Below are 13,588 nucleotides of genomic sequence, written 5' to 3' on the forward strand. Positions count from 1 at the left end.
ATATAAGAGAGGTTGTATCTCCTGTATTCCAACTGAAAGAATAAGTTCCATTAGTATTCAAGAAACCACCCGAAGCAACAACAGAAGCATCTCCAGACGGAATGTTCAAACAATAAGCAGAAACTATTTCACTTGTATCGAGAACAAGTTCACTAGGTTCGTTTACGTATGCTAAAACTGTTAGCTGACACCCAAGAGAATCTGTAACAGTCATTGTATAAGGAGCAGTAGAAAAAGGAAGTCCATTAACATAGGCATTATTAATAGCTAGTGAGTTTCCATTTATAGACCAACTGTAATTATATCCATTAATCGAAGGTGTACCACCACTAACAGTTGATATAATCTCACCATCTGAACCACCAAAGCATTTTACGTCAGTTGTTAAAAGCTGAGCTTTTAAAGGACCTGGCTGGTCAATTAAAAGTGAATCTATTACGAAACAACCTAAGCTATCTTCAACCTTAAGCCAATAATCGCCATAAGGCTGATTAAGTATTGTTGTAGTAATATCACCCGTTGACCATGTATAATCTAATGTCCCAGTACCTCCATAGGCAGAAACAGATGCATTTCCATCCGAGAATCCATAACAAGACACTCCAGAAGTAGTTGTAGAAGCTAGTATTTCATTATTCTCAAATATTTGAATGGTATCGACTACCTCACAACCTCGAAAATCAGTAACTCTAACAGTATGTAAGCCTGAAGGTAATTGATTAGCATCAGGTGTTACATGACCACTGCTCCAATCGTATGAATATGGTGGTGTGCCACCAGTTACTGAAACTGACGCAGAACCAGATTGTTCACCAAAGCATGAGACATCTATATTCGTCAAAGCGATAGAAAGAGGTAGCACAGGCTCTGTTAACTCTATACTCAAGTTAGAAATACAGTTATTTAAATCTGAAATTTCTAAGTCATATGTGCCGGCTGTAAGGTTATTTAATACTGATGATGTGTTATTGCCTTGAGTTGTCCAATTGAAATTATATGGAGGGGTTCCACCTCCAGTAATTTGAATTTGAATGAATCCATCATCATTGCCTTTACAAGAAATATCTTGTTTAACTATATTGTATGATATTTGATTAGGCTGCTCAACAGAAACTTCGTCGGAACCCTGACAGCCATTATCGTCCTCAACAACTAAATAATATCCACCAGCAGTAACAGAAATAGATGAATCAGTTCCTACCACTTCATTTGTTCCAGAATTAAACCAAGTGTAAGAATATCCATTTGATGAGATATTACCTCCTGAGATTGAGGAAACACTAACTGAGGCTGAATTGTCTCCATTACACAAAGCGTCTGTAGATGTTGCGAGAACACTAATAGGTGCTTGTGCCGCAGAAACTGTAAGTTCTTCTTCGGTAATACAGCCATTTCCATCTTTTACAGAAACATTGTATGTCCCAAACTGAAGGTTTTCAAATGAATTAAATTGATTAAAGGTTTGACCTCCGTCTATTGAGAAGGTTATTGGGTTAACCGTATTATTTTCAGCAAATAAAGTAATGCTGCCATTATCATAGCCATAACAAGATACAGGTGTTGAATACGTCTCTATTTCAAAACCTTGTTGATAATCAATTGATAATATTTGAGAGTCAGATGGACATGCATTAACACCTTCTACAATATAGGTATATATTCCAACTTCTGAACTCAATGGATCAAAAATAAAAGGAACAGGGTTAAGAGATGGGTCGTACCAAGAACCTCCTGTCTGAGGATTTCCAGTTAATTCATCAAACATGTTAAAAGTAGGGTCACCTGAGCAAACGAGCTTAAAACCTATTTCACCGGCATCAGGCAGTTTGTTTACAAATAAATTAATAAACGAAGTATCATTACATAAATCATTAACTCCGTAAGTAATATAAGAATAATCACCGCTAGTGCTCTCAACTAAACTTTGTTGTGAATTAACTTGATTGTCATTTTCATTAAACCAAATTCCACCTTCATCATATTCATCACCTAAAAAATTATATAAATCTAAAAAGTCAGCTCCATTAGTTACATCACATAAGAAAATTGTAGTATCCTCACCTGCATTTCCAACTAAACCGGCTTTTGTTTGTGCGAAAGTTTGTATAAGTATAGAATCTACTTTAGGAATAACTTCACCTGTACATACATCAACTACGGTGATGTAGTAATAGACTGCTCCTGTATCAGGAGTAACCGTAATTTCCAAATCTTCACCTAACACATTTCCGTACTGATCTGTCCATATTACAGTACCTGTTGCAATTGGGCTATATGGAATTTCTGTTACAGTATAATCTGTAAAATCTGCGTTAGGAAGAAACTCCCATCCCTCGTCAGAAGCATCCCATTGTAAGGGAAAGTTTCTTGGCTGACCAAGCACAGGGTCATCAACAATTTCGAATAAGGTGCTATTTTCGTTAACTAAACCTTGTATAGCTGCTCCACCATTCCAATTGACACAAAGAGGCTTCTCATCAAGATGCATTTGTATTTTATTGGATGTTTCAAAAAGTAAAGCATATTGACCCACAATTAAATCGTTACATGAAAACATTGGCATACTACACCAAACAACATAAAACACTCTATTAGGAGCTGCACCGTAGGTTCCATAAACAATAGATCCGCCAACACTTGGATCAATATCATGCCAAGGGGCCATTATAGCATTTTCTGGCACATTGTTAGGGTTTGGAATAGCATTACCTATAGTCCATGGAGAAAAAACACCTTCTTGCGTTAAATCAAAAGTTATATATCCATTTGCTGAAATTATACATTCGTTATAAGTGTTTCCATAAAATTCAAAATCAAAACCCATAGGAATGATTTCCGAATGAATATCATCTGTGTTTATAAATGAAGGACTAAGATTTGCACCTGAGGCTGTCAGTGTAATATCTTGAGAAGAGCACAAAACAGTATCAACTGAAGTTATAAATTGAGCACTACTATTAATGCCTAGTAATACAAGCAATAAAATTAAAAATTGTCTCATGCTAATTCAATTTAAATTTAAGGTTAAAGTGTTATCTGTAAAGTGTAACAGAACCCTTTTCGTTGTATGGGGTTCCGTCCTCACCAATAGCATTTAAAACATAAAAATACACCCCCTCAGGAACTTCAAGACCATTCATCGATATACCATCCCAACCATCTGAAGGGTTTTCTATCTCATAAATCTTATCTCCCCATCTACTGTAAATGACAGCATTTAAGTCACGAATACCATAATTCTCAAAATGGAATACATCATTTACGTTATCGCCATTTGGTGAGAAAGCGTTAAATTCAATTATACCTTGCACCGATACAACTAATGAAATAGTATCTGAACACGTACCAGAAGGATCGAATACTTCCATCACTACATCATAGTCTCCTACTTCATTAAACGTATGTTGGAATGAATTCGTTGCAAAACCTTCATAAAAATTTGCAGTCATGTTCATACCATTAACCCACCATTGATTCAAACTGATATCGGTATTCTGACTGATATCGGAAAACTCAACATTAAATGGTGCGGGTTGAGAAAGAATGTAATGACTTCCATTAGCTCCCGGCGAATTAATTACCCAATCTGCCACTATTTGAGCAGGATCTGTTAGTGTTTGATTAGCAGATGTCTGACAACCATTTTTATCGGTAATAGTGACACTATATGCCCCAGATGACAGGAAGCTTATATCCTCTGTATTTTCACCGTTTGACCACTCAAATACTAATGGCTCTGTTCCGCCACCAATAGTTAAATCAATAGAACCATCTTCTAACCCAAAGCAACTTGGATCATTAAATGTAATGGTTGGTGCAGTAAAAGGTGCCGGGGAAGAAACATTGATGTTGACTGTTTTCTGACAATTATTATCATCAAAAACTGTTACATCATAATTTCCAGCAACAATACCATTAAAGACTCCATTAGAACTGTTTGAATTAGAAGCACCTGAAATTGTATAGTTATTATAAGGCTGGGTACCTCCGTTGGCTACAGCTATTATTTCTCCAGTATTTGCACCATCACAGTCAACACCAACAGAATTAGCCGTAATGGTAAGTGGTGAGGGTTCAGAAAGTATAATTTCCGAAACTTGCGACTCACAGCCATTGGCATCAGTTACAGAAACATCATATGAACCAGCTGTTAAACCATTAAATAGTCCAGTTGCATTAGAGGTCGTTGACGATATGTTATAGCTCTGATACGGTGTTGTTCCTCCAACACCATCTACTTTAATTGAACCTGTTGGAGATCCATTTGAGGCATGGCAATCTAAATCAGTAGAAAAAATATTTGCTACAACTAATGCTGGGTCCTCGATGTCAATTGTAAATACAGTATCGCAACCATATCTATCAACCACTTCTAGATAATACGTTCCACCATCTAAATTAGAAATTTCAATATCTAGTGATCCGTTAGTATTCAAAACTCCTTGACCATTTAAATTTAAAGGGAACCAGGAGAAGTTATAGTCAGATAGTTGTGCGTTATTCAAAAATGGTGTAGCCCCTGTTACTGAAACCGAAATTTCTGCATCTTCGTTTTCGTGACATGAAGGTGTACTACTATTATTATTTAATATAAATGGTGCTCTTTCAACAATAGTGACTGAAGATGATGTCGCCTCACACAGGCCAAGTAAATAAGAAGCTTTTACTTGAATATCTCCAGCGGGTAAGAATGTAGTCGTGCTACCTTCATCAATTGTATCAGTAGAGTTTTGTAAATGCCATGTATATTCAAAATTCGGATTAGGGTTTAATACCGATGCTATACCGTTAGAAGTCCCAAAACAGTTAATTGTATCGGTTAAAAATAACTCATCAGTATTTATTGCTGAAGTTACCTCAATGCCATCATCTATTGTAAATGGATTTGGATGTAAAGAGGTCAAGTCAAACACTCCATTACATCCGTTAGAGTCTGTAATTTGAATATCCCAATCACTTGCAGTAAGACCGGTAATTGTTAAATTATCAGAAGTTGTACCATTGTAGGTGCTCATTGAATTCATATCTATCCAATTGACTGTGTATGGTGAAACTCCACCTACAATCTCGACCTCAACAGTTCCATCATCTGAAGATGCCGTTGGACTGAAACACGACTGATCAACTAAATTTGTAATTTGAAAGTCAACTCTAGTTGGTCCATCAACTGTCAATGAATATACCCCTTGACAACCGAACTCATCAGTAACAGTTACAGAGTATGCACCTTGTTGTAAATTATCAACACTAGAAAGTATATTGCCTGTAGACGCACCTCCATTCCAGAAGTATGTAAAATCACAAGAATTGTCAGGGTCGCCACATCCACCTTCCATAGAAATAGAAACTGAACCATCATTATATCCAAAACAAGAAGCTGGAACAGTAGAAGTAAATGCTTCCCAAGTTGCGTCTAAACCAATATCAACAGAAAGTTGATCTGCACACAACCTACTGTCAACAACAGTAACATCATATGTGCCAGCGTTCATGTTATCAATTGTACTGTAAAGTACGTTTTCATCTGTTTGTCCTATTACTGACCAAACAAAGTTATAATTATCATTAGCGTCAGGTGTACCACCAGTTGCAGAAACTTGTGCCCATCCAGTATTAAATCCTAGTAAATTATTATTACAATAAGCAGGTAAGGTCGGTTGAGTTAAAACAACGTTTAACTTAGGAGGTTCAATAAGGAAAATTTCAGATTGAGATTGACATCCATTGCCATCAGTTACTGTTAATACATAGGGGTCTGAATAAGATTGATAGTCAGGATTTATCTCAATATCATCCGCTCCAACTGAGAAAGGTAAGTTTGGTAGAGTTTGAAGGTTAAATTGAGCATCATCTACCCAAGGATAGTTTGGATGACTCCAAACAAAAGTGTAACTTCCTATACCTCCGTAGACGTTAGCAGAAAGTTCTCCGTCTGATTCACCATAACAACTGATTTCGTCAGAAATAAACGCATCAACAATTAATTGATTAGGCTGTTCGATTTCAAAACTAAAATCCTCTGAACATCCTACGCTATCTGTCACGACCACAGTGTATGTTCCGATTGGTAGTGATGAAATTGTTTGAGTAGTTCCATAAGACCCCCAGTTAAAACTGTAGGGTGCAATTCCGCCACTAGGATTTGAAGTTATTACTCCATCGGCACCATTGTAGCATGAAACGGAATCAAATGCAAATACATTCTGAATAGAATCATTCGAAAAAATTTCTATGGAATCCATTTCTGGAATAGTACAAATAGCGTCCAAAACAGAGACGTAATATTTACCTTCACAAATCAAAGATAATGTAGAAGTGAAATTATTAAGTACTTCATCCGAAATGTTAGCGTTAATCGGATTCATTAAGGAGTCCATCCACTGAACAGTATAAGAACCATCATTTTCAGCAGTGCCATTAATTACCTCAAGCTGTAATTCACCATTACAGTCTCCATGACATGGAATTCCCACACCATTAACTTCACCATTGACAGATAAACCTAAATCGGCTCTGTCATATTGCACAAAAACCGTAATTGAATCAGTTATTGTACAGTAATCATTAATCGCTACAACAATCAATGTTGTATCTTCATTAATAACTAAAGAAGTACTATCAACAGTTGAGCCAGTACTCCAACTAAATGTTTGATACCATGTGGTATCAGCAAAAATTGTAGTTTCTTCTCCTGAACAAACAGTGTAATCATCAGGTAAAGAAAAATCACAATCTGCGATTAGTCTAAAATCATCTAAACCAAAACCAATATTTGCGTTTGTAACGCCAGGGGATAGAATGTTATCTTCAAGTTCATTATTAAATACAAACGCAAACCTTACGTTTGGCTGATTGTCTAGTGTATTTCCTAAATCAATATATGCTTGTTGCCAAGTTGTATCTGCTGACAAAGGACCATCAATCAATATCCAATTCGTTCCTTGATCAATAGAATAATATACTTCTGTTCCAAAAGTAAATTCAGAAGCACCACTAAACCACCAATAAGAAACATCAACACCTTCAAACCCTACAGTACTGTAGTCTGGTGTTACGGCACAAATAAGTTCTTGATTTACTCCATCCCAAAACTGATCAGCATAATGACAGTTTTCAACTGGCGGGAAATTTGGAGGAATACCAGCTAAACCAGAAAGTGAGGCCGTATGCAGGTAATTACTGTTGGGTTGATAGCCCTGATCTGCAGTATTAGGAATTTGTGGAAAATTAAAAGGAGCAAATTGAACAATTCCACCTTGGTATACGTCGTTAACGACAAATGTGTTACTTGTAGAAGAAACCGTTCCTAAAAATGGGACAACTTGATTAAGTGTCCAATCCATAGTTGCCGGATTTTCAAAATCTTGACTGATAAACACTTGTTGAGCATAAGTATTTGAGGCAATTAACAAAGAGCTAAAAACCAATAAAAAGTAACTTTTAATATTCATCATTTTATATCAATTAATAAAAGTAAATTCTCCATAGTTGAATTTACAAAAATATCATTTAAATCTTACTAATTTGTCAAAGATACTTATTATTAAGCATCAGCTCGCAATTTAGTAAAAATCTGTACTCACACACTAATTAACATCAATAGATACTTACAGATCCTTTCTTTTCATACACTTTACCATTAAAACCTCGTGCATTCATGAAATAATAATAGACACCTGGCGCTAATTTATTTCCGCTAAAGCTTAGCCCATCCCATTCGTAATTTGGATTTGACCAATTATAAACTACCGAACCCCATCTGTTAAATATTTTCACTTCAAAATCTTCTATTGCATGATTTTCTAAAAACGAAAAATTGTCATTAATACCATCCCCATTAGGGCTAAATGCGTTGTACATTTCTTGCCAGTCATCCAACATCATCTCAAATCCTTGAACCTCAATTTTAATAACTTTGCTATCTGAACATTGGCTATCATCTGTCACTGTTAATGTTAAATCATAATCACCTACATTTTCATAAGTATAAATGGGGTCTTTGGTCTGAGAAGTATTTCCATCTCCGAAGTCCCAACCGAAAAGGGCAGAAATACTCATATTTGTTATGTAAATATCAAAAGGAAATTCACCCAAAGAATCGTTCACTGTAAAATCCGCTAAAACGTTAATAGTATCTCTAAAACTACAGCCTTTTGAATCAATCACTTCAAAATCATAAAACTGCTTAGCTTCAAATAAAATCGAAGTATTATTCGACATCACTTGACCTGCTTCATTTCTCCAAGCGTAAACATACTCTTCTACACCACCATTTGTATTAGAAATGATTTCTGACCCAATGCACTCTAAAATTGAACTTAATTGTTGTGGCTCCTTTATTTTTATTGAAACTGTATCGGCACATAAATCATTGTCGATTAAAATGGCCTCATAATTACCTGCATATAAATTTGAAAAGCCTGTCCCATTCATTGACACGACTCCATTGCTCAAACTTATTGAGTATGGCTCAACGGCAGTAACATTAAAAGAAAAAGCACCAGTATTATCACCACTGCAGTTTACATGAGTGGTATCAGAAATTTCCAAACTGCATTGTGAAAATGCGACAAAATGTAAAAATAAGAGTAATAAAATGAATAATCTTGTCATAATCTGATTGCGAAATTACTCTTTTTTTATGGCAAAACAATTTTGTTGAAAACTGACTTTATATAGTATTTAAAAAACCGTTTTTAAACTCTATTTTTGAGCATACAATTATGCTTTTCAAAATTTAATCAATCATCACTTTGGAAAATTTTTTAGCGGAATTAAACCTCTCACAAAGACAAGCTGTTGAACATACTAAAGGACCTATTATGGTCATTGCTGGAGCAGGCTCAGGAAAGACCAGAGTTTTAACATACAGAATTGCTCATTTGATTCAAAAAGGAATTGACCCTTTTAACATACTTTCGCTGACATTTACCAACAAGGCAGCTAAAGAAATGAGAGAACGGATTCATTCATTAATTGGTCCTGAAGCACAAAACTTATGGATGGGTACTTTCCACTCTGTTTTTTCAAAAATTTTAAGAATTGAATCCGACAAACTTAACTATCCGCAAAACTTCACAATTTATGACACTTCCGATTCTAAGAACCTCCTAAAAAGCATTGTCAAAGAATTAAATCTAGACAAGGACATTTACAAGCCTAACGTGCTACTTTCTAGAATCAGCCAACTAAAAAACAATTTGGTTTCATACGTTAGTTATATGTCTAATGCATCACTACAAGCCGAAGATTCGAGCCGAAGACTTAAGGAAATGGCAATGATTTACAAGACCTATCAAAACAGGCTGTTTTCATCCGGATCAATGGATTTTGACGATCTACTTTTCAATACTTTTATTTTGTTAAGAGACTTTCCTGAAACCCTCAATAAATACCAAAACAAATTCAAGTACATCTTAGTAGATGAGTACCAAGATACCAATCAAGTACAGTATATGATTGTTAAGCGTTTAGCTGCTATGAATGAGAATATTTGTGTGGTTGGAGATGACGCCCAAAGTATATACGCTTTTAGAGGCGCTAACATTCAAAATATTTTAAACTTCAAAAATGATTATCCTGATTTTGAAACTGTTAAACTTGAACAAAACTACAGATCATCTCAAACAATTGTGAATGCTGCAAATAGTCTTATTAAACACAATAAAAATCAAATTAAAAAAACAGTTTACAGTAAAAATCAAAAGGGTTCAGCATTAAAGGTTTGTAAAACCTTTAGTGATAATGAAGAAGGGCAAGTTATTGGTCAATCCATCTTTGAAATTCAAATGAATGAGAGGGTTCCTTACAGTGATTTTGCCATACTATACAGGACAAATGCTCAGTCAAGGTCTCTTGAAGAATCACTCAGAAGACGAAACATCCCCTTTAAAATTTATGGTGGACTATCATTTTACCAGAGAAAAGAGGTGAAAGATTTACTTGCCTATTTCAGAATTGTAATCAATCCCAAAGATGAAGAGTCTTTAAAAAGAATTATTAATTTCCCAACAAGAGGAATTGGAAACACTACTATTCAAAAACTTATTATCTGCTCGCGAACGTATAACACAAGTATTTTTGAATGCATCCAAAATCCTGATTACCACTCTTTAATTGGTGTGAACAAAAGCACCTTACAGAAACTCACTGATTTTGCTGTTTTAATAAATAGCTTCAAAGCTCAATTGAATGAAGATGCCTACAAACTTGCCAATAGCATTGCCAAATCAACATCGCTTCTAAGAGAACTTGACAAGGACAAAACACCAGAAGGAGTTAGTCGATATGAAAATGTTCAAGAGCTTCTTAATGCTATCAAAGATTTTGTAGAAAAAAATAAAAAAAGGGAAGAACCAACTTCATTAGACTTCTTCATGCAAGACGTGGCTCTAATTACAGATCAGGATAAAGAAGAAGATAAAGAGGATAGAAATAAAGTATCGATGATGACTATTCACGCTGCAAAAGGTTTAGAATTTCCTTATGTATACATAGTCGGTCTTGAAGAAAATTTATTCCCCTCTCAGCTTTCTGTTCATTCTCGAGAAGAATTAGAAGAAGAACGCAGGCTTTTTTATGTTGCTATAACAAGAGCAAAAAAATATGTTAATCTTTCTTATGCAACTAGTCGTTGGAGATGGGGACAACTAATAGACTGTGAACCAAGTCGATTTTTACACGAAATTGACGACGAGTTTTTGGATTGGGAGATTCAAAAAAGAGATAGAGTAAAACCTCAAAACAATACTAATCTCAGAGTAAACGTAAAAAAGCAATACTTTAACAAACCAACTACTAGTAATAAAAAACCAAATATTACTCAGAAATATACTCCTCAAAATCTAACTAAAGCCAATGTAGCAATGACTAAAGCTGGCGATCAATCTTCCAGTAATAATCAGCTTCAAACAGGCATGAATGTTAGTCACGAAAGGTTTGGCAAAGGGAAAATCTTGCAAATTGAAGGGCATGCAGGAAATAAAAAGGCTACAATTTTCTTTGAAGGAAATGGTCAAAAAACTCTTCTTCTAAAATTTGCTAAATTGACAATTATCAATTAAAATAGTTTAAAAATAAAACGTACTTTCGAAAAATAATTACAAACACTTTCTTGAATGGAATTAGAATACAATACTTCCAGAAACAAACTAGTCATTTCTGAGTATGGAAGACATATCCAAAAACTTGTCGAGCACGCCATCGAAATAAAAGATAAAAAAGACAGACAACGCTTTGTTGAAGGCATTATAAACATTATGGGAGACCTCAACCCACACTTAAGAGATGTGGCTGACTTCAAACATAAACTTTGGGATCATCTTTATGTAATTTCAGATTTCAAACTAGATGTTGATTCTCCTTACGAGAAACCAGTCATTGAAAAATTATTTGAAAAGCCAGAACCATTAGGTTACCCTAACAGTAAAATTAAGTACAATCATTACGGTAAAGTCATTGAAAAAATGATTGTAGAGGCAATAAAAATGGAAGACAAAGAGCTAAAGAATAAGCTTGTTATTGCCATTGCTAACCAAATGAAAAAATCATACGTCAATTGGATTCTTGACTTTGTAGAGGATGAAGTAATTTTCAATCATCTGAAAAAATTATCTAACAACAATTTAGAAATTCAAGAAGGTATTGAATTATCAAAATTTGCACCTAACGTAAAACAAAGCTCTTCTCCAAAGAAGAAAAAGAAAAATAACCGAGGCAGAAATCAACAACGAAACTAAATGAGTTCATTTATTATAGAGGGTGGGAGAAAATTAAGTGGTGAGATTATTCCCCAAGGCGCAAAAAATGAGGCCCTTCAAATACTCTGTGCAGTACTATTATCTGCTGAAAAGATTACAATTTACAACCTACCTGATATTGTCGACATCAATATTTTAATCGACTTATTATCTGACTTAGGGGTAAAAATTCAAAAACTAAGTCCTAATAGCTATACCTTTCAATCTGATGAAATAAATCTTGATTATTTGACATCAGATGAATTTAAAACTAAAGGGACTAGAATACGAGGCTCCATAATGATTGTAGGTCCTCTACTCGCTAGATTTGGAAAAGGATATATCCCTAAGCCAGGTGGTGATAAAATTGGTAGAAGACGATTAGACACTCACTTCATTGGCTTTGAAAGGTTAGGCGCAAAATTTGAATACGACAGCAAAGAAAGTTTTTACAGAGTCACGACTGACGGACTCAAAGGCACCTATATGCTAATGGATGAGGCCTCTGTTACTGGAACCGCAAACATTGTTATGACTGCAGTAATGGCAGAAGGAATAACAACCATATACAATGCTGCTTGTGAGCCTTACCTACAACAGTTGTGCAAAATGCTTAACAGAATGGGTGCTAATATAAGTGGTATTGGCTCAAACCTTCTTACCATTGAAGGAGTAAAAGAACTCAAAGGATGCGAGCACACTATACTTCCTGATATGATTGAAATCGGCTCGTTTATCGGTCTAGCCGCTATGACTCAGTCAGAACTAACAATAAAAAATGTTCAATACGATGAATTAGGAATTATCCCAAGTGTTTTTCAGAAATTAGGAATAAAACTAGAAAGACGTGGCGATGATATTTACATACCTTCACAAGAAAGTTATGAAATTGAGAATTTTATAGACGGTTCAATTTTAACCATTTCCGATGCACCATGGCCAGGATTTACTCCTGATTTATTGAGTATAATTTTAGTTGTAGCTACCCAAGCTAGAGGAAGTGTTTTAATTCATCAAAAGATGTTCGAAAGCAGATTATTCTTTACGGATAAGCTGATTGATATGGGTGCGCAAATTATCTTATGTGACCCACACAGAGCTTCTGTAATTGGATTAGACAGAAAATCAGCATTAAGAGCTACCAGAATGACTTCGCCAGATATTAGAGCAGGAGTTTCATTACTTATAGCAGCTCTTTCTGCCGACGGAACTAGTGTAATTGACAACATAAATCAGATTGACAGAGGATACCAAAATATTGACGAGAGACTAAATAAGTTAGGTGCAAACATCAAAAGAGTTGACTAACATTTATCATATTATGAAAAAAATATTTTTCTTTTCACTAATTGCATTTCTAACGCTTGACTCCTATTCTCAAGCCCTAAAAATTGGCGATTCGGCTCCAGAGTTAGCTTATGAAAATCCTAGAGAAAAAATAATGAAGTTATCTTCATTGAGAGGTAAATATGTTATTGTTGATTTTTGGGCATCGTGGTGCGGACCATGCCGTAGAGAAAACCCAAACTTAGTTTCCACCTACAAAAGGTTTAAAAACGCAAGATTTAAAAACGGAAAAGGACTGGAAGTATACAGTGTTTCTCTAGACAAAAAACTAAGCAGTTGGCTAAAAGCAATGACAGACGATAAACTATTTTGGGAATACCACGTTAGTGATTTGAAAGGATGGCAGTCGGATGCCGCATCCATATATGGAGTGCGTTCAATTCCTCAAACCTTTGTCCTTAATGGAGAAGGTGAAATTATTGCTAAAGACTTAAAAGGAGACGCTTTAAATAAGTTCCTTAATTCTCAAAAAATCAACTAAAACAGTTTTATTAGTTTGTCAA

At 35.1% G+C, this 13,588-nt stretch carries 7 protein-coding genes; 4 read left to right on the top strand and 3 right to left on the bottom strand.

The window, feature by feature from the left end; genetic code table 11:
• From ISP73_07195 to ISP73_07205, 3 genes are all read right to left on the bottom strand, one after another.
• A partial coding sequence (locus ISP73_07195; protein MBL6658365.1) for a SprB repeat-containing protein occupies window positions 1–3,001 on the bottom strand: 3,001 nt, incomplete at its 3' end.
• Between the two features lie 31 nt (window positions 3,002–3,032).
• Window positions 3,033–7,454, bottom strand: coding sequence for a gliding motility-associated C-terminal domain-containing protein (locus ISP73_07200; protein MBL6658366.1), 4,422 nt, complete (start codon window positions 7,452–7,454; stop codon window positions 3,033–3,035).
• A gap of 142 nt (window positions 7,455–7,596) precedes the next feature.
• Window positions 7,597–8,613, bottom strand: coding sequence for a gliding motility-associated C-terminal domain-containing protein (locus ISP73_07205; protein MBL6658367.1), 1,017 nt, complete (start codon window positions 8,611–8,613; stop codon window positions 7,597–7,599).
• 209 nt (window positions 8,614–8,822) lie between these two features.
• Between ISP73_07205 and ISP73_07210 the strand changes: the two genes are divergently transcribed.
• The 4 genes from ISP73_07210 to ISP73_07225 are packed head-to-tail and all read left to right on the top strand — an operon-like array spanning window position 8,823 to window position 13,566.
• Complete coding sequence (locus tag ISP73_07210) at window positions 8,823–11,063, top strand: UvrD-helicase domain-containing protein (GenBank protein ID MBL6658368.1); 2,241 nt, start codon at window positions 8,823–8,825, stop codon at window positions 11,061–11,063.
• A gap of 54 nt (window positions 11,064–11,117) precedes the next feature.
• On the top strand, window positions 11,118–11,738 hold the full coding sequence (locus tag ISP73_07215; protein MBL6658369.1) for a DUF4290 domain-containing protein: 621 nt from the start codon (window positions 11,118–11,120) through the stop codon (window positions 11,736–11,738).
• On the top strand, window positions 11,739–13,046 hold the full coding sequence (gene murA, locus ISP73_07220; protein MBL6658370.1) for a UDP-N-acetylglucosamine 1-carboxyvinyltransferase: 1,308 nt from the start codon (window positions 11,739–11,741) through the stop codon (window positions 13,044–13,046).
• 13 nt (window positions 13,047–13,059) lie between these two features.
• Window positions 13,060–13,566, top strand: coding sequence for a TlpA family protein disulfide reductase (locus ISP73_07225; protein ID MBL6658371.1), 507 nt, complete (start codon window positions 13,060–13,062; stop codon window positions 13,564–13,566).
• Window positions 13,567–13,588 lie beyond the last annotated feature (22 nt).

The sequence above is a fragment of the Flavobacteriales bacterium genome (assembly GCA_016779935.1).
Taxonomy (GTDB): Bacteria; Bacteroidota; Bacteroidia; order Flavobacteriales; family UBA7312.

Coding starts and splice junctions, on each gene's coding strand:
- ISP73_07200 (MBL6658366.1), bottom strand. CDS start 7,454: ATGATGAATATTAAAAGTTACTTTTTATTGGTTTTTAGCTCTTTGTTA.
- murA (MBL6658370.1), top strand. CDS start 11,739: ATGAGTTCATTTATTATAGAGGGTGGGAGAAAATTAAGTGGTGAGATT.
- ISP73_07210 (MBL6658368.1), top strand. CDS start 8,823: ATGGTCATTGCTGGAGCAGGCTCAGGAAAGACCAGAGTTTTAACATAC.
- ISP73_07215 (MBL6658369.1), top strand. CDS start 11,118: ATGGAATTAGAATACAATACTTCCAGAAACAAACTAGTCATTTCTGAG.
- ISP73_07205 (MBL6658367.1), bottom strand. CDS start 8,613: ATGACAAGATTATTCATTTTATTACTCTTATTTTTACATTTTGTCGCA.
- ISP73_07225 (MBL6658371.1), top strand. CDS start 13,060: ATGAAAAAAATATTTTTCTTTTCACTAATTGCATTTCTAACGCTTGAC.